Below are 19,760 nucleotides of genomic sequence, written 5' to 3' on the forward strand. Positions count from 1 at the left end.
TGCCGGGCACGCTCCGGAACCGGTGTGACCAAGCCACGTGACACGGACACTCAGTGCCACGGCTCTCGGAAGCGCCGTCACCACATTCCTCCGCCGTTCAGGCGGACCACCGCCCCGGCACGGTCCACAAGGATGGGACCGACGTCGGACAGCACAAACGGTCGCCGAGCCAGACAGGCCGACGTCCGCTCCAGGGAAGGACCCTTCGTGAGCGACACCACCGATCTGATGGGCGCACGTGTCGAGGAGACCGCTGCCGCGCCCTCCACGGACGCCTCCGCGCCTGCCACCGGTGCCGGCTCCCGGCGGCGCCGCGGTACCGGCCTCGACGGCATGGTGCTGGCCGAGCTGCAGCAGGTCGCATCCGGCCTCGGCATCAGGGGCACCGCGCGTATGCGCAAGAGCCAGTTGATCGAGGTCATCAAGGAGGCGCAGGCCGGAGGAGGTGCCGCGGCTCCCAAGGCCGCGTCTTCCCCCGCCGGGGACGCCACCGAGACCAAGCCGAAGCGCCGCGCCACCTCCAAGGCTCGTACGGGTGACGCCGCCGAGAAGAAGGCGGAGGCGAAGGCCGAGGCCCCCGCCGAGAAGGCCGTGGCCCAGCAGCAGATCGAGATTCCCGGCCAGCCCGCCGCCGAGCGCGGGGGAGACGACGCTCCCACCGAGCGCCGTCGTCGCCGCGCCACCGCCGAGGCGGGCGCCCCCACGGGCAGCCCCGAGACGGTCGTGGCCGAGGCGAAGAGCGAGCCCAAGGCCGAGGCGCCCGCACAGCAGCCGCAGGGCGACGCCGGTGACGGCGAGGGCCGTGGCCGCCGTGACCGCCGTGACCGCGGCCGTGACCGCGGGGAGCGTGGCGAGCGCGGGGACCGCGGGGAGCGTCGCAAGAGCGACGACCAGCAGGGCCCGGGCGGTCAGCGTCAGCAGCAGAGCCAGCAGCAGGGCGGTGGCCGTCAGGACCGCCAGGACCGTCCGGACCGTCAGGACCGCCAGCAGCGCGACAACGGCCCGCAGGACGACGACGACTTCGAGGGTGGCCGCCGCGGTCGCCGGGGCCGTTACCGGGACCGCCGTGGCCGTCGCGGCCGTGACGAGATGGGCGGCCCCGAGCCGCAGATCAACGAGGACGACGTCCTGATCCCCGTCGCGGGCATCCTGGACATCCTCGACAACTACGCCTTCATCCGCACCTCCGGCTACCTGCCAGGTCCCAACGACGTGTACGTCTCCCTCGCCCAGGTCCGCAAGAACGGCCTGCGCAAGGGTGACCACATCACCGGTGCGGTCCGTCAGCCCAAGGAAGGCGAGCGGCGCGAGAAGTTCAACGCGCTGGTGCGGCTCGACTCCGTCAACGGCATGGCGCCCGAACACGGCCGTGGCCGCCCGGAGTTCAACAAGCTGACGCCGCTGTACCCGCAGGACCGCCTCCGCCTGGAGACGGACCCCGGCATCCTCACCACCCGCATCATCGACCTCGTCGCGCCGATCGGTAAGGGCCAGCGCGGTCTGATCGTGGCCCCGCCGAAGACCGGCAAGACCATGATCATGCAGGCGATCGCCAACGCGATCACGCACAACAACCCCGAGTGCCACCTGATGGTCGTCCTGGTCGACGAGCGTCCGGAAGAGGTCACCGACATGCAGCGGTCGGTCAAGGGCGAGGTCATCTCCTCGACCTTCGACCGACCGGCCGAGGACCACACCACGGTCGCCGAGCTCGCCATCGAGCGCGCCAAGCGGCTGGTGGAGCTGGGTCACGACGTCGTCGTGCTGCTCGACTCGATCACGCGTCTGGGCCGTGCGTACAACCTCGCCGCGCCCGCCTCCGGCCGCATCCTGTCCGGTGGTGTCGACTCGACCGCCCTGTACCCGCCGAAGCGCTTCTTCGGTGCGGCCCGCAACATCGAGGACGGCGGCTCGCTGACCATCCTCGCCACCGCGCTGGTGGACACCGGGTCCCGCATGGACGAGGTCATCTTCGAGGAGTTCAAGGGCACGGGCAACGCCGAGCTCAAGCTCGACCGCAAGCTCGCCGACAAGCGGATCTTCCCCGCGGTGGACGTCGACGCGTCCGGCACCCGTAAGGAAGAGATCCTGCTCGGCAGCGACGAGCTCGCCATCACCTGGAAGCTGCGCCGGGTGCTGCACGCGCTCGACTCCCAGCAGGCGATCGAGCTGCTGCTCGACAAGATGAAGCAGACGAAGTCGAACGGCGAGTTCCTGCTCCAGATCCAGAAGACGACGCCGATGCCGGGCAACGGCGACTGACGTCGAACGTTCGCGAAGAGGACCGCCCCCTGTCGTCAGGGGGCGGTCCTCTTTGGTTTACGATCACGCTCTTCGGTCGAATTCTCGATCTCCGAACTTCTGATCATCAGGGGGGACTTGCATGGGCATACCCATGTCCGGAGTCGCCGGGCGCCACAGACGGCGGCTCCGGATCGCTCTGCCCGTCGCCGTGGCCGCCGCGCTGCTGGCCACGTCCGCGAACGCCGCCACCGTCGTGCCCGAACCGCAGGCACCGGTCAAGGCCGCCGCCGCGTCCACGCCGTCGCAGGCCGAGCTGGAGAAGCGGGTCGCCGCCGCCGTGGCGGCCGACGACGGCTCCGGGACGGTGACCCGGCCGTCGAGGAAGACGGCGGGCAGCGGAACCGTCGACGGCACCGTCTCGCCGATGATCATCGGCGGTACGACGACCACCGTCACCTCGGCCCCGTGGATGGCCCAGCTCTGGTACGTGGACGACCGGGGCACCACGGACACCAGCGACGACACCGGCTTCTTCTGCGGCGGCGCCGTCGTCGCGCCCACGAAGATCCTCACCGCCGCGCACTGCGTCAAGGGCGCCGACTGGGCCAAGGGCGGCGTGGTGGTGACCGGGGCCACGCAGCTGCTCTCGGACGACGGCGACCTGCACGGTGGCACCGCGACGGCCGTACTGCGGCAGTGGTACCACCCGTCGTACAACGCGGACACCATCGACAACGACATCGCGGTCCTGACCCTGGCGAAGCCCGTCAAGGCCACCCCGATCCGCATGACGACGTCCACGGACACCGCCTCCTACGACCCCGCCTCGACCGGCGCCAAGAGCGCCAAGGTCTACGGCTGGGGCCGCACCAGCTCCACCGACGACGACATCTCCCAGATGCTGAAGACGGCCACGCTGCCCATCAAGTCGGACGCGACCTGCGCCGCGGCCTACGGCTCCTGGTTCATCAAGGGGCACATGGTCTGCGCCGGCCCGCCCGCCAGTGGCCGCGACTCCGGTACGACCGCCATTTGCAGCGGTGACTCCGGCGGCCCCCTCGTCGTGAACGGCCGGATCGTCGGCGTCGTCTCCTGGAACGTCACGGACTGTGTGGCGAAGGGCGCCTACAGCGTCTTCACCAAGGTCAGTAAGTACGTGGGCGCCGCCTACCCGCGCGTGGACGACACCAACCTCAGCTTCGACCACAAGGCCGACCTGTGGGTGCGCGCGTCCTCCACCAAGGTCGGCTACGAGCTCGACTCCAAGGGCACCACCCTCGCCGCCCAAAAGTCCTGGGGCGACTGGAACGGGGTGAACCTGGTCCGGCAGACCGACCTCAACCGGGACGGCTACCAGGACCTCGTGTACCGCGTCTCCGCCACTGGTGACGTCTACTGGCTGCGGTTCGTCCCGTCGCCCGACGGGACCACCGGCGCCTGGGCCGACCCGAAGAAGGTCTTCACGAACTGGAAGACCCGCACCCGGATCCTCACCCCCGGCGACGTGACCGGCGACTACAAGCCCGACCTGCTCTCGGTGGACTCGGCGGGCGTCCTGTGGATCTACCCGGGCAAGGGCGACGGCAGCTTCGCTACCCGGGTCAGGGTCGGCGGCGGCTGGAGCCAGTACAACCAGCTGCTCGGCCACGGCGACTTCACCGGTGACGGCAAGGCGGACGTGCTCGCCCGCAACAAGAGCACCGGCGACCTCTACCTGTACAAGGGCACCGGCAAGTCCGGCACGGGCGTCTTCGCCGCCCGGGTCAAGGTGCGCACGAACTGGAGCGGCTACAACGCCTTCGACGCCGTCGGCGACATCACTGGCGACGGTAGGGCCGACCTGCTGGCCCGCACCCCGGGCGGCACGCTCTACCTGTACAAGGGCACCGGCAAGGCGACCAGCGAGATCTTTGCCACAAGAGTCAGTGTCGGTACCGGTTTCCAGCAGTACGACATCTTCGGCTGAAACCGCTGGTGAGCAGGGCCTGCTCTGCTTCTCCAGTGACGTGCTGTGACCGCTGCTTCACGTGGCGGTCACAGCACGTTGTGCAACCCTTTCTCGAGTTTCGCCATCTGACCAGGCGGAGCGACGATGGTGCGATGGGGCACCGCCCGGTTCGAGCGGAGCCGAGAACCGGGGAAGGGTCTTCGATGACCACGTCTGACCCTGAAAGCAGGGGGTAACCGACCGGACGGGATACGAGGAGCACATGTCAGCCGAGAGCACGCCCATACCCGGTGGACCGGGGGGCAAGGGACGCCGCCGAAAGCCCCGTGGCAGGGACCGCAAGGGCCTGCTGATCACGGCGTGGGTCGCCGCGGGGATCGTCGTGGTGGGCGGCACCGGGGCCGGCTACGTGTACTTCAAGCTCAACGGCAACCTCAAGAGCGTCGACATCGACCAGGTCCTCGGCAGCGAGCGGCCCGCGAAGGTCGACAACGGCTCCGAGAACATCCTCGTCCTCGGCTCGGACAGCCGCTCCGGCTCCAACAAGGAGCTCGGCGGCGGCACCGACGACGGCAGCGCCCGCTCCGACACCGCGATGATCATCCACGTGTACAAGGGCCACAAGAAGGCCACCGTGGTCTCCATCCCGCGCGACACCCTGATCGACCGCCCGGAGTGCACCGACACCGACGGCAAGGACCACGACGCCGCGTCGGACGTCATGTTCAACACCGCGTACACGACCGGCGGCGCGGCCTGTGCCGTCAAGACCGTCGAGTCCATGACCGGCATCCGCATGGACCACTACCTGGAAGTCGACTTCAGCGGCTTCGAGAAGCTCGTCGACGAGCTCGGCGGGGTCACGGTCACCACTACCAGGGCCATCAAGGACACCGACAGCCATCTGGACCTCAAGGCCGGCACGCACGAACTCACCGGCGCCCAGGCCCTCGGCCTCGTCCGCACCCGGCACGGCGTCGGCGACGGCAGCGACCTCGGCCGTATCCAGCTCCAGCAGGCCTTCATCAAGGCGCTGGTCAAGCAGGTCAAGAGCGTCGGCGTGCTGACCAGCCCCAAGAAGCTGTACGACCTCGCCGACACCGCCACCAAGGCCGTCACCACCGACTCCGACCTCGGCTCGGTCAACTCCCTGGTCTCCTTCGCGAGCGGCCTCAAGGGCATCAGCCCCGAGAACATGACCATGGTCACGATGCCGGTCCAGTACGACCCGGCGAACCCGAACCGCGTGATCGTCCAGGAGACCAAGGCCAAACAGATCTGGACGGCTCTGGAGAACGACCGGACGATCCCGAGGTCGGCCACGGAAGGCAACGCGACGGGCCAGGCCAAGGGCGTCGTGACCTCCTGAGGAATAGATCGCGGTGCCCCCTCGTTTTGGGGGATGCGGCCAGTGCTGGCAGACTGGTACGTCGGCCCCGGTTCACGCTCCCGCAGCCCGCGGTGGCGACCCGGCGCCCTCCCGAAACTAGGAGACACCTTGAAGCGCGACATCCACCCCGAGTACGTCGAGACGCAGGTCAGCTGCACCTGTGGCGCGTCGTTCACCACCCGCAGCACGATCTCCAGCGGCACCGTCCGCGCCGAGGTCTGCTCCGAGTGCCACCCGTTCTACACGGGCAAGCAGAAGATCCTCGACACCGGTGGCCGTGTGGCCCGCTTCGAGGCCCGCTTCGGCAAGGCTGCTGCCAAGAAGTAGCGAGCCACCAGCGCCGGTCCACGCCGTACTCCTCGGAGTGCGCCGGGACCGGCGTTTTTGGTCGCCCGCCTTCCCCTTTCGTCCGCAGTACAGGAGCCCTGAGATGTTCGAGGCCGTCGAGGAACTCGTCGGTGAGCACGCCGACCTGGAGAAGAAGCTCGCCGACCCGTCGGTCCACTCCGACCAGGCCAACGCGCGCAAGCTGAACAAGCGCTACGCCGAGCTCACCCCGATCGTCGCCACGTACCGCTCCTGGAAGCAGACCGGCGACGACATCGAGACCGGGCGCGAGTACGCCGCCGCCGACCCCGACTTCGCCGCCGAGGTCAAGGAGCTGGAGAAGCAGCGCGAGGAGCTGACGGAGAAGCTGCGCCTTCTCCTCGTCCCGCGCGACCCCAGCGACGACAAGGACGTCATCCTCGAGATCAAGGCGGGCGCCGGCGGCGACGAGTCCGCGCTGTTCGCCGGCGACCTGCTGCGCATGTACCTGCGCTACGCCGAGCGCGTCGGCTGGAAGACCGAGATCATCGACGCCACCGAGTCAGAACTGGGCGGCTACAAGGACGTCCAGGTCGCCGTGAAGACCAAGGGCGGAAACGGCGCCACCGAGCCCGGCCAGGGTGTCTGGGCCCGCCTGAAGTACGAGGGCGGCGTGCACCGCGTGCAGCGCGTCCCGGCGACCGAGTCCCAGGGCCGCATCCACACCTCCGCGGCCGGTGTCCTCGTCACCCCCGAGGCGGAGGAGGTCGACGTCGAGATCAACCCCAACGACCTCCGCATCGACGTCTACCGCTCCTCCGGACCGGGCGGGCAGTCCGTCAACACGACCGACTCCGCCGTGCGCATCACGCACATTCCCACCGGAGTCGTCGCCTCCTGCCAGAACGAGAAGAGCCAGCTGCAGAACAAGGAGCAGGCCTTGCGTATCCTGCGCTCCAGGCTGCTCGCGGCGGCGCAGGAGGAGGCGGAGCGGAACGCCGCCGACGCCCGGCGCAGCCAGGTCCGCACCGTCGACCGCTCCGAGAAGATCCGCACGTACAACTTCCCGGAGAACCGCATCTCGGACCACCGTGTCGGCTTCAAGTCGTACAACCTGGACCAGGTCCTGGACGGCGACCTCGACGCGGTGATCCAGGCCTGCGTCGACGCGGACTCGGCGGCGAAGCTGGCGGCCGCGTAAAGAGGTACCTACGCACGACCGAGTACCGAGTACGACACGGAGGACTTGCGTGAACCTGCTGCTCGCAGAGGTGGCCCAGGCCACCCAGCGGCTGGCCGACGCCGGCGTGCCCTCGCCGCGCAACGACGCGGAGGAGCTCGCCGCGTTCGTGCACGGCGTGAAGCGGGGCGAGCTGCACTCCGTGAAGGACACGGACTTCGACGCCCGCTACTGGGAGACCATCGCGCGCCGTGAGCAGCGCGAGCCGCTCCAGCACATCACCGGCCTCGCCTACTTCCGCTACCTCGAACTCCAGGTGGGGCCCGGTGTGTTCGTGCCGCGCCCCGAGACCGAGTCGGTGGTCGGCTGGGCCATAGACGCCGTCCGCGCGATGGACGTCGTCGAGCCGTGCATCGTCGACCTGTGCACCGGCTCCGGCGCCATCGCGCTCGCCCTCGCCCAGGAGGTCCCGCGTTCCCGCGTGCACGCCGTGGAGCTGTCCGAGGAAGCGCTGCGGTGGACCCGTAAGAACGTCGAGGGCTCCAGGGTCGACCTGCGGCAGGGCAACGCCCTGGACGCCTTCCCCGACCTCGACGGCCATGTCGACCTGGTCATCTCCAACCCGCCCTACATCCCGCTCACCGAGTGGGAGTACGTCGCTCCCGAGGCGCGGGACTACGACCCCGAACTCGCCCTGTTCTCCGGCGAGGACGGCCTCGACCTCATCCGCGGTCTGGAACGGACCGCGCACCGGCTCCTGCGCCCCGGCGGCGTCGTCGTCATCGAGCACGCCGACACCCAGGGCGGCCAGGTGCCGTGGATCTTCACCGAGGAGCGGGGCTGGGCCGACGCGGCCGACCACCCCGACCTCAACAACCGACCCCGGTTCGCCACGGCCCGCAGGGCGATGCCGTGAGCACGCCCGGGACTTCAATCCAGCATGACGTGTACGAGGAGGCCCGCTAGATATGGCACGGCGATACGACACCAACGACGCGACCGACCGCACGACCGGTCTGCGCGAAGCCGCGTCCGCCGTCCGCCGTGGCGAGCTCGTGGTCCTCCCGACCGACACGGTGTACGGCATCGGCGCCGACGCGTTCTCCTCGGAGGCCGTCCATGACCTCCTCGAGGCCAAGGGCCGGGGCCGCAACATGCCCACCCCCGTGCTGATCGGCTCCCCGAACACCCTCCACGGTCTCGTCACCGACTTCTCCGAGCTGGCCTGGGAACTCGTCGACGCCTTCTGGCCGGGCGCGCTCACGCTCGTCGCCAAGCACCAGCCGTCCCTCCAGTGGGACCTGGGCGACACCAGGGGCACGGTGGCCGTCCGGATGCCGCTGCACCCGGTCGCCATCGAGCTGCTGACCGAGGTCGGCCCCATGGCGGTCTCCTCCGCCAACCTGACCGGCCACCCGTCGCCGGAGAACTGCGACGCCGCGCAGGAGATGCTCGGCGACTCCGTCTCCGTCTACCTCGACGGCGGCCCGACCCCCGGCAACGTCCCCTCCTCGATCGTCGACGTCACCCGTGAGGTGCCCCTGCTGCTGCGCGCGGGCGCGATCTCCGCGGACGAGCTCAGGAAGGTCGTACCCGACCTCGAGGTGGCGAATTGACGGCCCCTGACGCGGGGCGTGGCATATGGGACGGGGAAGAGACGCGGACCTTCACAGGGCTCCCGCGTAACAGCTTCCGCATCCTCCATGTCAGCACCGGCAACGTCTGCCGCTCGCCGATCACCGAGCGGCTGACCCGGCATGCCCTGGCGGACCGGCTCGGCGACCCGCTGTGGGGCGGAGTCGTCGTGGAGAGCGCGGGGACCTGGGGTCACGAGGGCGCGCCCATGGAGGCCAACGCGGAGACCGTGCTGGCCGAGTTCGGCGCGGACGCCTCCGGCTTCACGGGGCGGGAGCTGCTGGACGAACACGTGATCATGGCGGACCTGGTCCTGACCGCCACCCGCGACCACCGCCAGCAGGTGATCTCGATGGGCCACTCGGCGGGCCTGCGCACCTTCACCCTCAAGGAGTTCACCCGTCTGGTGAAGGCGATAGACCCCGCCACCCTGCCGCCGCTGGAGGAGGGCCTGGTCACCCGCGCACGCGCCCTGGTCCGCGCGGCGGCGGCTCTACGCGGGTGGCTCCTGGCCCCGACCGCCGAGGCCGACGAGGTCTTCGACCCGTACGGAGCACCCCTGCCCTTCTTCCGCTCGATCGGGGACGAGATAAACGAGGCGCTGGATCCGGTGGTGACGGCGCTGACGGGTGTACCCGCAAGGGCGTAACGACCGGGCACCCCGTCGGCCCCGGGCCTACATTGGACGTACGTCATCGTCGACGCCCCGGAGTTCACCATGTCGGTCACCCATGCGCCCCCCACCGCCGACCTCCTCACGCGGCAGGACCCCGAGCTGGCCGAGATCCTGCTCGGGGAGCTCGACCGGCAGTCGTCGACGCTCCAGCTCATCGCCGCCGAGAACTTCTGCTCGCCCGCCGTGCTCGCCGCGCTCGGCTCACCGCTGGCCAACAAGTACGCCGAGGGCTACCCGGGCGCCCGTCACCACGGCGGCTGCGAGATCGTCGACGTCGCCGAGCGGCTCGCCGTGGACCGGGCGAGGGCGCTGTTCGGCGCCGAACACGCCAACGTGCAGTCCCACTCCGGCTCTTCGGCGGTCCTCGCCGCCTACGCCGCCCTGCTGCGCCCCGGTGACACCGTCCTCGCCCTCGGCCTGCCCTACGGTGGCCACCTCACCCACGGCTCGCCCGCCAACTTCTCCGGCCGCTGGTTCGACTTCGTCCCCTACGGCGTCGACGCCGAGACCGGACTCATCGACCACGACCAGGTGCGGACGCTGGCCCGCGGTCACCGGCCCAAGGCGATCGTGTGCGGTTCCATCGCCTACCCCCGGCACATCGACTACGCCTTCTTCCGCGAGGTCGCCGACGAGGTCGGCGCGTATCTCATCGCCGACGCGGCCCACCCCATCGGGCTCGTAGCCGGGGGAGCGGCACCCAGTCCGGTGCCGTACGCCGATGTCGTCTGCGCCACCACGCACAAGGTGCTGCGCGGCCCCCGCGGCGGAATGATCCTGTGCGGCGGCGAACTGGCCGAGCGGGTCGACCGGGCCGTCTTCCCGTTCACACAGGGCGGCGCGCAGATGCACACCATCGCCGCGAAGGCGGTCGCGTTCGGCGAGGCGGCGACCCCGGCGTTCAGCGCGTACGCCCATCAGGTGGTCGCCAACGCGCGGGTCCTGGCGGCCGCCCTGGCCGACGAGGGACTCGTCGTCACCACCGGGGGGACCGACACCCATCTCGTGACGGCCGATCCGGCACCGCTCGGCGTCGACGGCCGGACGGCGCGGGGACGTCTCGCGGCCGCGGGGCTGGTGCTCGACTGCTGTGCGCTGCCTCACGCGGACTCCCGCGGACTGCGCCTCGGCACCGCCGCCGTCAGCACCCAGGGCATGGCCGAGAAGGAGATGGCGAGGATCGCCGCCCTGCTCGCGGGGGTGGTGCGCGGAAAGGTCGAGAGCGCCCAGGCACGTGAAGAAGTGCGGGATCTGGTCGGCGGATTTCCGCCGTATCCGGCCTGAGCGAGGGTATCCGCACCTTGGTGCACAGCCGCACGTGCAACCATCGGCTCTACCCGGAAGTCCACAACCATATGCGTCCGTCGCTAGGGTGTGTGGCTGAGATGGCCAGCGAGACCTGTGGGGAAGCCTGTGCGTGAATACCTGCTGACGCTCTGCATCACGGCCGCGGTGACGTATCTGCTGACAGGGCCGGTACGGAAGTTCGCGATCGTGGCCGGAGCGATGCCGGAGATCCGGGCCCGTGACGTGCACCGGGAACCGACTCCGCGGCTCGGCGGTATCGCCATGTTCTTCGGACTGTGCGCGGGCCTGCTGGTCGCCGACCATCTGACCAACCTCAGCGAGGTCTTCGAGAAGTCGAACGAACCGCGCGCATTGCTCTCCGGCGCGGCCCTGATCTGGCTGATCGGCGTCCTGGACGACAAGTTCGAGATCGACGCCCTGATCAAGCTGGGCGGCCAGATGATCGCCGCGGGCGTGATGGTCATGCAGGGTCTGACGATCCTGTGGCTGCCGATCCCCAGTGTCGGCTCGGTCGCGCTGACGCAGTGGCAGGGCACCCTGCTCACGGTCGCGTTGGTCGTCATCACCATCAACGCGGTGAACTTCGTCGACGGCCTGGACGGTCTCGCGGCCGGCATGGTCTGCATCGCGGCGGCGGCGTTCTTCCTGTACGCCTACCGGATCTGGTACTCGTACGGCATCGAGGCGGCCGCCCCGGCCACGCTGTTCTCAGCGATCCTGATGGGCATGTGCCTGGGCTTCCTGCCGCACAACATGCACCCCGCGCGGATCTTCATGGGCGACTCCGGCTCGATGCTCATCGGCCTGGTGCTCGCCGCGGGCGCGATCTCCATCACCGGGCAGATCGACCCGGACGCGCTGAAGCTGTTCGCCGGGTCCGAGAAGGCGGCCGTGCACCAGACGGTCCCCGTGTACATCCCGCTGCTGCTGCCGCTGACGATCATCGCGGTGCCGGCCGCGGACCTGATCTCGGCCATTGTGCGCCGCACCTGGCGTGGTCAGTCGCCGTTCGCCGCCGACCGCGGGCATCTGCACCACCGGCTCCTGGAGATCGGGCACTCGCACAGCCGCGCGGTGTGGATCATGTACTTCTGGTCGGCGCTGATCGCGTTCGGCTCGCTCGCCTACTCGGTGAACTCCGCGTCCATGTGGATCGTGCTCGGCGTCGTGTTCCTCAGTGCGTTCGGCCTGGTGCTGCTCCTGCTGCCGCGCTTCACGCCGCGCGTCCCGATGTGGGCCCAGCACGTCGTGCCGCCGCGCTACCGCCGCCGTCGGCGGGCCGTGGTGGCGGAGCCCGTGGAGGTGGAAGAGCGCACTCCCGTCGCCGCGGGGGTGGCGGGTGTCAACGGCGCGACCGCGCTGAGCGCCCGTTCGCACGTCCCCGAGAGGCGTCAGGCCGAGACGTCGCGCTGACGCCCAAGGTAAGAATCTGACTAAAGCATTGCCAACGCGTGGGACTTCGGCGGGGCGACAAAACGCCCTTATACCAGACAACTCGACCGTGTTTCCGCACAGACGCGCAGCTTCACTCTCATGTGTGACAGCAGGCACACCATCTAGGTAAAGACCGCATCAAATAGTTTGTGATACGGTTCACGAGAACCCGGGACAGAGCCGAAGGACCGCAGTGTGACGGTCCCTTGGCGTGAGGGCCACTCTCAGCCCGGGACTACGCTCGTCCATGACGACACCTTGCCCCCCTTTGTTTGAAAGCGGAGTTGCCGCCATGCCGTCCAACGACGTCCGGATCCTGGCTCAGGCCGCCGTGCCCACGGCTGCCGTCGGCGCGATCGCCGCCGTCGTGAGCGGCTTGGTCGTCGGTGGCAAGGGTGCGATCGGGTCAGCTGTCGCGACGGTGATCGTGATCCTGTTCATGGGTCTCGGTCTGTACATCCTGCAGCGCACTGCCAAGTCGCTTCCGCACCTGTTCCAGGCGATGGGTCTGATGCTGTACGCGACGCAGATCCTGCTGCTTTTCGTCTTCATGGCCGCGTTCAAGAACACCACGCTCTTCCACCCCAAGGCCTTCGCGTTCACGCTGGTCGCCGGCACTCTCGCGTGGATCGCCGCGCAGACCCGTGCGCACATGAAGTCCAAGATCCTCTACGTCGAGCCCGATAAATCGGGGCACTCGTCGTGAGGGGTAGGGCCGGGATAAAGACGTCTGAGATCTCCTGCTATCGTCCGGTGCCAACTGCGGCATCGCGGGCGCGGGCATCCGAGCTGACGCCTGCTCAATCGCGAGGCGAGATGCCCACCAGCCGCCCTCACATCCGTTACACCAGTCCCGTGCCGAACCGCGACAGTATGCCGCGCCGACACAACGAGGTTGCCGTACCCATGCGTCACGCTGAAGGAGCCCGCGGTGAGTGCTGACCCGACGCAGGTGCTCGCCTTCGAGACCGATTGCCACATCTTTGACGGCTGTGGCTTCCCCTCTCCCGGCCTGCACTCGTTCCTGTTCGAGCCCATCTGGGGCGACGGGGACAGCAACGTGTACTTCAACAAGACGATGCTCCTGGCGCTCCTCGGGTCGATCATCATCGTCGGGTTCTTCTGGGCCGCCTTCCGCAAGCCGCAGGTCGTTCCCGGCAAGCTCCAGATGGTGGCCGAGGCGGGCTACGACTTCATCCGCCGTGGAGTCGTCTACGAGACCATCGGTAAGAAGGAGGGCGAGAAGTACGTACCGCTCGTCGTCTCGCTCTTCTTCTTCGTCTGGATGATGAACCTCTGGTCCATCGTTCCGATCGCTCAGTTCCCGGTCACGTCGATCATCTCGTACCCGCTGGTACTGGCTCTGATCGTCTACGTCCTGTGGGTGTCGCTGACCTTCAAGCGGCACGGTTTCGTCGGCTTCTTCAAGAACGTGACGGGCTACGACAAGTCGCTCGGCCCGGTGCTTCCGCTGGCGATGCTGATCGAGTTCTTCTCGAACATCCTGATCCGCCCGTTCACCCACGCCGTGCGACTCTTCGCCAACATGTTCGCCGGTCACACCCTGCTGCTGCTCTTCACGATCGCCAGCTGGTACCTGCTGAACGGCATCGGCATCGCCTACGCGGGTGTCTCGTTCATCATGACCGTGGTGATGACCGCCTTCGAGCTGTTCATCCAGGCCCTGCAGGCGTACGTGTTCGTCCTGCTGACCTGCACCTACATCCAGGGCGCCCTGGCCGAGCACCACTGAGCCACCCGCACCCGACCTCCACGAATCGTCCGGTGGCCAACCCCCACCGGTCCGTAAAGAAAAGGAAGAACTGGCATGTCCCAGACCCTTGCTGCTGTCGAAGGCTCCCTCGGCTCCATCGGTTACGGCCTCGCCGCGATCGGCCCCGGCGTCGGCGTCGGCATCATCTTCGGTAATGGCACCCAGGCCCTGGCCCGTCAGCCCGAGGCGGCCGGCCTGATCCGCGCCAACCAGATCCTCGGCTTCGCCTTCTGTGAGGCGCTGGCCCTGATCGGTCTCGTCATGCCGTTCGTCTACGGCTACTGATCGCTGATCACAGACCAGCCGACTAGACGAAAGGCATACACATGAGCCCGCTGCTCACGATCGCGGCCGAGGAGATGGAGAATCCCCTCGTCCCGCCGATCCCCGAGCTTGTCATCGGCCTGATCGCCTTCGTCATCGTCTTCGGCTTCCTCGCCAAGAAGCTCCTCCCGAACATCAACAAGGTTCTGGAAGAGCGTCGCGAGGCCATCGAGGGCGGTATCGAGAAGGCCGAGGCCGCGCAGACCGAGGCCCAGAGCGTCCTCGAGCAGTACAAGGCACAGCTCGCCGAGGCCCGCCACGAGGCCGCGCGCCTGCGCCAGGAGGCTCAGGAGCAGGGCGCCACGCTCATCGCCGAGATGCGCGCGGAAGGCCAGCGGCAGCGCGAGGAGATCGTCGCCGCCGGTCACGCGCAGATCGAGGCCGACCGCAAGGCGGCCGCGTCCGCGCTGCGCCAGGACGTCGGCAAGCTCGCCACCGACCTGGCCGGCCGGCTTGTCGGCGAGTCCCTCGAGGACCACGCCCGGCAGAGCCGCGTGATCGACCGCTTCCTCGACGACCTCGAGGAGAAGGCCGAGGCCGCGCGATGAACGGAGCGAGCCGCGAGGCCCTGGCAGCCGCACGCGAGCGTCTCGACGCGCTGACGGACAACACGTCCGTGGACGCCGGCTCGCTCGCCGACGAGCTGGCCGCCGTCACCGCGCTGCTCGACCGCGAGGTGTCGCTGCGTCGGGTCCTGACCGACCCGGCGCAGGCCGGCGAGGCCAAGGCCGAACTGGCCCAGCGCCTGATCGGCACGCAGGTCGGCGGCCCCGCCACCGACCTGGTGTCCGGCATGGTGCGTTCCCGCTGGTCGCGGTCGCGCGACCTGGTGGACGCGCTGGAGGAACTGGCCGACATCGCCGACCTCACCGCCGCGCAGCAGCGGGGCAAGCTCGACAACGTCGAGGACGAGCTGTTCCGGTTCGGCCGGATCGTCGCCTCGAACACCGAGCTGCGCGCCGCGCTGACCGACCGCGCCGCAACGGCCCCGGCCAAGCGTGAGCTGCTCGCCAGCCTGCTCGGCGGCCGCGCCGATGCGACGACCGGACGTCTGGTGACGCGCCTTGTGGCCGCGCCCCGGGGACGTAGCCTGGAGGCGGGACTGGAGTCCCTGTCCAAGCTCGCCGCCGAGCGCCGGGACCGCATGGTGGCCGTCGTCACCTCGGCGGTTCCGCTGAGCGACCAGCAGAAGCAGCGTCTGGGCGGTGCCCTGGCGAAGCTCTACGGCCGTCCGATGCACCTCAACCTCGACGTGGACCCCGAGGTCGTCGGCGGCATCCGGGTGCAGGTCGGCGACGAGGTCATCAACGGCTCGATCGCGGACCGCATCGAGGACGCCGGCCGCCGCCTGGCGGGCTAGCAGCAACTTCATAGCTTTACGTACGGACGACGGCCCTGGTTGGGCCGTACATGAAGAATCCTGGGGGTCGCCCCCAGACCCCCAAAGTGAAACTTCGGGCCCAACAAGGAGAGCAGGGAACCCAGATGGCGGAGCTCACGATCCGGCCGGAGGAGATCCGGGACGCGCTGGAGAACTTCGTCCAGTCGTACAAGCCGGACGCGGCCTCGCGCGAGGAGGTCGGTACGGTCACCCTTGCCGGCGACGGCATCGCGAAGGTCGAGGGTCTGCCCTCGGCCATGGCCAACGAACTGCTGAAGTTCGAGGACGGCACCCTCGGCCTCGCACTCAACCTGGAAGAGCGCGAGATCGGTTGCGTCATCCTCGGTGAGTTCAGCGGCATCGAGGAGGGTCAGCCGGTCACCCGTACCGGCGAGGTCCTCTCCGTGGCCGTCGGCGAGGGCTACCTCGGCCGCGTCGTCGACCCGCTCGGTGCCCCGATCGACGGCCTCGGCGAGATCGAGACCAGCGGTCGTCGTGCCCTCGAGCTGCAGGCTCCGGGCGTCATGGCCCGTAAGTCGGTGCACGAGCCGATGGAGACCGGCTACAAGGCCGTCGACGCGATGACCCCGATCGGCCGTGGCCAGCGTCAGCTGATCATCGGTGACCGTCAGACCGGCAAGACCGCCCTGGCCGTCGACACGATCATCAACCAGCGTGACAACTGGCGCTCCGGCGACCCGAAGAAGCAGGTCCGCTGCGTCTACGTCGCCATCGGTCAGAAGGGCTCGACCATCGCCTCCGTGCGTGGCGCCCTCGAAGAGGCCGGCGCGCTGGAGTACACCACCATCGTCGCCGCCCCGGCGTCCGACCCGGCCGGCTTCAAGTACCTGGCGCCGTACACCGGTTCGGCCATCGGCCAGCAGTGGATGTACGAGGGCAAGCACGTCCTCATCATCTTCGACGACCTCTCGAAGCAGGCCGACGCCTACCGCGCCGTGTCCCTGCTGCTGCGCCGCCCGCCGGGGCGTGAGGCCTACCCGGGTGACGTCTTCTACCTGCACTCCCGTCTGCTGGAGCGCTGCGCGAAGCTCTCCGACGAGATGGGCGCCGGCTCGATGACCGGTCTGCCGATCGTCGAGACCAAGGCCAACGACGTCTCGGCGTTCATCCCGACCAACGTCATCTCCATCACCGACGGCCAGTGCTTCCTGGAGTCGGACCTGTTCAACGCCGGTCAGCGCCCCGCGCTGAACGTCGGTATCTCCGTCTCCCGAGTCGGTGGTTCCGCGCAGCACAAGGCGATGAAGCAGGTCTCCGGTCGTCTGCGCGTGGACCTCGCCCAGTTCCGTGAGCTGGAGGCGTTCGCCGCCTTCGGTTCCGACCTGGACGCCGCGTCGAAGGCGCAGCTGGAGCGCGGCCAGCGCATGGTCGAGCTGCTGAAGCAGGCCCAGTACCAGCCGATGGCGACCGAGGACCAGGTCGTCTCCGTCTGGGCCGGCACCACCGGCAGGATGGACGACGTCCCGGTCAACGACATCCGCCGCTTCGAGAAGGAGCTGCTGGAGTACCTGCACCGCAAGGAGCAGGGCCTCATGACCTCCATCAAGGAGGGCGGCAAGATGTCGGACGACACCCTCACCGCTGTTGCCGACGCGATCGCCGACTTCAAGAAGCAGTTCGAGACCTCGGACGGCAGGCTTCTCGGCGAGGACGCCCCGGCCGCGGCCAAGTGACGTAAGGAAGGGACCTGACTCATGGGAGCCCAGCTCCGGGTCTACAAGCGTCGCATCCGATCCGTCACCGCGACCAAGAAGATCACCAAGGCGATGGAGATGATCGCCGCCTCGCGCGTCATCAAGGCGCAGCGCAAGGTGGCGGCCTCCGCGCCCTACGCGACCGAGCTCACCCGCGCGGTCACGGCGGTCGGCACCGGCTCGAACACCAGGCACCCGCTGACCACGAAGGCCGAGACGGTCACGCGGTCCGCGGTGCTGCTCCTGACGAGCGACCGCGGTCTCGCGGGCGCCTTCAACTCCAACGCCATCAAGCAGGCGGAGCGGCTCACCGAGCGGCTGGAGCGCGAGGGCCAGGAGGTCGAGATCTACATCGTCGGCCGTCGTGGTGTCGCGCACTTCAACTTCCGTGAGCGCAAGATCGCGGAGTCGTGGAGCGGCTTCACCGACGAGCCCACGTACGCGGACGCCAAGAAGGTCGCGGCCCCGCTGATCGAGGCCATCGAGAAGGACACGGCCGAGGGCGGCGTGGACGAGCTCCACATCGTCTTCACCGAGTTCGTCTCGATGATGACGCAGACGGCGCTCGACGACCGTCTGCTGCCGCTCAGCCTCGAGGAAGTGGCGAAGGAGGCCAAGCCGCAGGGCGAGATCCTCCCGCTCTACGACTTCGAGCCCTCGGCGGAGGACGTCCTCGACGCCCTGCTGCCGCGCTACGTGGAGAGCCGCATCTACAACGCGCTGCTCCAGTCGGCCGCCTCCAAGCACGCCGCCACGCGGCGCGCCATGAAGTCGGCCACCGACAACGCGGGAGAGCTCATCACCACGCTCTCCCGACTTGCCAACGCGGCCCGCCAGGCCGAAATCACCCAGGAAATCAGCGAGATCGTCGGTGGCTCCGCAGCCCTGGCCGACGCGTCCGCGGGGAGTGACAGGTAATGACGACGACAGTTGAGACGGCCGTTGCCACGGGCCGCGTCGCCCGGGTCATCGGCCCGGTCGTCGACGTGGAGTTCCCCGTCGACGCGATGCCGGAGATCTACAACGCCCTTCACGTCGAGGTGGCCGACCCGGCCCAGGACGGCGCGAAGAAGACGCTGACCCTGGAGGTCGCCCAGCACCTGGGTGACGGCCTGGTCCGCACCATCTCGATGCAGCCCACCGACGGTCTGGTCCGCCAGGCCACCGTCACCGACACCGGCACGGGTATCACCGTCCCGGTCGGCGACTTCACCAAGGGCAAGGTGTTCAACACCCTCGGTGAGGTGCTGAACGTCGACGAGACCTACGACGGCGAGCGCTGGTCCATCCACCGCAAGGCCCCGCGCTTCGACGAGCTCGAGTCGAAGACCGAGATGTTCGAGACCGGCGTCAAGGTCATCGACCTTCTCACCCCGTACGTCAAGGGTGGAAAGATCGGTCTGTTCGGCGGTGCCGGCGTCGGCAAGACGGTGCTCATCCAGGAGATGATCTACCGCGTCGCCAACAACCACGACGGTGTCTCCGTGTTCGCCGGTGTCGGTGAGCGCACCCGTGAGGGCAACGACCTCATCGAGGAGATGTCCGAGTCGGGCGTCATCGACAAGACCGCGCTGGTCTTCGGCCAGATGGACGAGCCCCCGGGCACCCGTCTGCGCGTGGCCCTCGCGGGTCTGACCATGGCGGAGTACTTCCGCGATGTGCAGAAGCAGGACGTGCTGTTCTTCATCGACAACATCTTCCGCTTCACGCAGGCCGGCTCCGAGGTCTCGACCCTGCTCGGCCGGATGCCCTCCGCGGTGGGTTACCAGCCGAACCTGGCCGACGAGATGGGTCTCCTCCAGGAGCGCATCACCTCGACCCGTGGTCACTCGATCACCTCGATGCAGGCGATCTACGTCCCCGCGGACGACCTGACCGACCCGGCCCCGGCCACCACCTTCGCCCACCTCGACGCGACGACGGTTCTCTCCCGTCCGATCTCCGAGAAGGGCATCTACCCGGCCGTGGACCCGCTGGACTCCACGTCCCGGATCCTGGACCCGCGCTACATCGCGCAGGACCACTACGAGACCGCCATGCGCGTCAAGGGGATCCTCCAGAAGTACAAGGACCTCCAGGACATCATCGCGATCCTCGGCATCGACGAGCTCAGCGAGGAGGACAAGCTGGTCGTCCAGCGTGCCCGCCGCGTCGAGCGCTTCCTGTCGCAGAACACCCACGTCGCCAAGCAGTTCACCGGCGTGGACGGCTCGGACGTGCCGCTGGACGAGTCGATCACCGCGTTCAACGCGATCTGTGACGGCGAGTTCGACCACTTCCCGGAGCAGGCGTTCTTCATGTGCGGTGGCCTGGAGGACCTCAAGGCCAACGCCAAGGAGCTCGGCGTCTCCTGAGCATTCCGCTCGTCTGAGGGGGCGGGGCACGTCCCGCCCCCTCATTCACGCCCACTAGACTTGTAACCAACACCCGGCAGACCCGCCGGGT

Annotated in this window: 18 protein-coding genes; all 18 read left to right on the forward strand. The window is 68.7% G+C overall.

What is annotated here, in order from left to right:
- Positions 1 to 207: 207 nt before the first annotated feature.
- The gene (gene rho, locus ABZT02_RS34395; protein ID WP_356024677.1) at positions 208 to 2,262 is read left to right on the forward strand and encodes a transcription termination factor Rho; all 2,055 of its coding nucleotides are present in this window, start codon (positions 208 to 210) and stop codon (positions 2,260 to 2,262) included.
- 133 nt (positions 2,263 to 2,395) lie between these two features.
- Positions 2,396 to 4,210 carry a trypsin-like serine protease gene (locus ABZT02_RS34400; protein ID WP_356024839.1) on the forward strand — a complete coding sequence of 605 codons (1,815 nt, stop codon included), beginning with the start codon at positions 2,396 to 2,398 and terminating at the stop codon, positions 4,208 to 4,210.
- Positions 4,211 to 4,454: 244 nt separating this feature from the next.
- Positions 4,455 to 5,561, forward strand: coding sequence for an LCP family protein (locus ABZT02_RS34405; RefSeq protein ID WP_356024679.1), 1,107 nt, complete (start codon positions 4,455 to 4,457; stop codon positions 5,559 to 5,561).
- A gap of 129 nt (positions 5,562 to 5,690) precedes the next feature.
- Complete coding sequence (gene rpmE / locus ABZT02_RS34410) at positions 5,691 to 5,909, forward strand: 50S ribosomal protein L31 (protein WP_020122779.1); 219 nt, start codon at positions 5,691 to 5,693, stop codon at positions 5,907 to 5,909.
- Between the two features lie 103 nt (positions 5,910 to 6,012).
- Positions 6,013 to 7,089: a peptide chain release factor 1 gene (prfA, locus tag ABZT02_RS34415; protein WP_355751247.1), complete on the forward strand. Its 1,077-nt coding sequence runs from the start codon at positions 6,013 to 6,015 to the stop codon at positions 7,087 to 7,089.
- A 49-nt stretch (positions 7,090 to 7,138) separates the two neighbouring features.
- Complete coding sequence (gene prmC, locus ABZT02_RS34420; RefSeq protein ID WP_356024682.1) at positions 7,139 to 7,984, forward strand: peptide chain release factor N(5)-glutamine methyltransferase; 846 nt, start codon at positions 7,139 to 7,141, stop codon at positions 7,982 to 7,984.
- A 52-nt stretch (positions 7,985 to 8,036) separates the two neighbouring features.
- On the forward strand, positions 8,037 to 8,684 hold the full coding sequence (locus ABZT02_RS34425) for an L-threonylcarbamoyladenylate synthase (protein ID WP_037721443.1): 648 nt from the start codon (positions 8,037 to 8,039) through the stop codon (positions 8,682 to 8,684).
- Positions 8,681 to 9,352: a protein-tyrosine-phosphatase gene (locus ABZT02_RS34430; protein WP_356024685.1), complete on the forward strand. Its 672-nt coding sequence runs from the start codon at positions 8,681 to 8,683 to the stop codon at positions 9,350 to 9,352. Before ABZT02_RS34425 ends, ABZT02_RS34430 begins: the two co-directional genes overlap by 4 nt.
- 69 nt (positions 9,353 to 9,421) lie before the next feature.
- Positions 9,422 to 10,663, forward strand: coding sequence for a serine hydroxymethyltransferase (gene glyA / locus ABZT02_RS34435; RefSeq protein ID WP_356024687.1), 1,242 nt, complete (start codon positions 9,422 to 9,424; stop codon positions 10,661 to 10,663).
- Positions 10,664 to 10,792: 129 nt separating this feature from the next.
- Complete coding sequence (locus ABZT02_RS34440; RefSeq protein WP_356024689.1) at positions 10,793 to 12,100, forward strand: MraY family glycosyltransferase; 1,308 nt, start codon at positions 10,793 to 10,795, stop codon at positions 12,098 to 12,100.
- Between the two features lie 313 nt (positions 12,101 to 12,413).
- Positions 12,414 to 12,827 (forward strand): hypothetical protein, encoded by a 414-nt coding sequence (locus ABZT02_RS34445; RefSeq protein WP_356024691.1) that lies wholly within the window; start codon positions 12,414 to 12,416, stop codon positions 12,825 to 12,827.
- A gap of 225 nt (positions 12,828 to 13,052) precedes the next feature.
- Positions 13,053 to 13,874: a F0F1 ATP synthase subunit A gene (atpB, locus tag ABZT02_RS34450; protein WP_037901436.1), complete on the forward strand. Its 822-nt coding sequence runs from the start codon at positions 13,053 to 13,055 to the stop codon at positions 13,872 to 13,874.
- 75 nt (positions 13,875 to 13,949) lie between these two features.
- A complete protein-coding gene (gene atpE, locus ABZT02_RS34455; RefSeq protein WP_009321656.1) occupies positions 13,950 to 14,180 on the forward strand; it encodes an ATP synthase F0 subunit C in 231 nt (76 codons plus the stop codon).
- Between the two features lie 41 nt (positions 14,181 to 14,221).
- Entirely contained in the window at positions 14,222 to 14,767 is a 546-nt protein-coding gene (locus ABZT02_RS34460) for a F0F1 ATP synthase subunit B (protein ID WP_356024695.1), read from the forward strand.
- On the forward strand, positions 14,764 to 15,579 hold the full coding sequence (locus tag ABZT02_RS34465; protein WP_356024698.1) for a F0F1 ATP synthase subunit delta: 816 nt from the start codon (positions 14,764 to 14,766) through the stop codon (positions 15,577 to 15,579). Before ABZT02_RS34460 ends, ABZT02_RS34465 begins: the two co-directional genes overlap by 4 nt.
- A 125-nt stretch (positions 15,580 to 15,704) precedes the next feature.
- On the forward strand, positions 15,705 to 17,294 hold the full coding sequence (atpA, locus tag ABZT02_RS34470) for a F0F1 ATP synthase subunit alpha (RefSeq protein ID WP_356024700.1): 1,590 nt from the start codon (positions 15,705 to 15,707) through the stop codon (positions 17,292 to 17,294).
- A gap of 21 nt (positions 17,295 to 17,315) precedes the next feature.
- Positions 17,316 to 18,233 (forward strand): F0F1 ATP synthase subunit gamma, encoded by a 918-nt coding sequence (locus ABZT02_RS34475; RefSeq protein WP_031040690.1) that lies wholly within the window; start codon positions 17,316 to 17,318, stop codon positions 18,231 to 18,233.
- Positions 18,233 to 19,669 (forward strand): F0F1 ATP synthase subunit beta, encoded by a 1,437-nt coding sequence (atpD, locus tag ABZT02_RS34480; protein ID WP_356024703.1) that lies wholly within the window; start codon positions 18,233 to 18,235, stop codon positions 19,667 to 19,669. Before ABZT02_RS34475 ends, atpD begins: the two co-directional genes overlap by 1 nt.
- Positions 19,670 to 19,760 lie beyond the last annotated feature (91 nt).

Origin of the sequence: Streptomyces sp. NPDC005402, from assembly GCF_040606575.1 — a bacterium.
GTDB lineage: Bacteria > Actinomycetota > Actinomycetes > Streptomycetales > Streptomycetaceae > Streptomyces.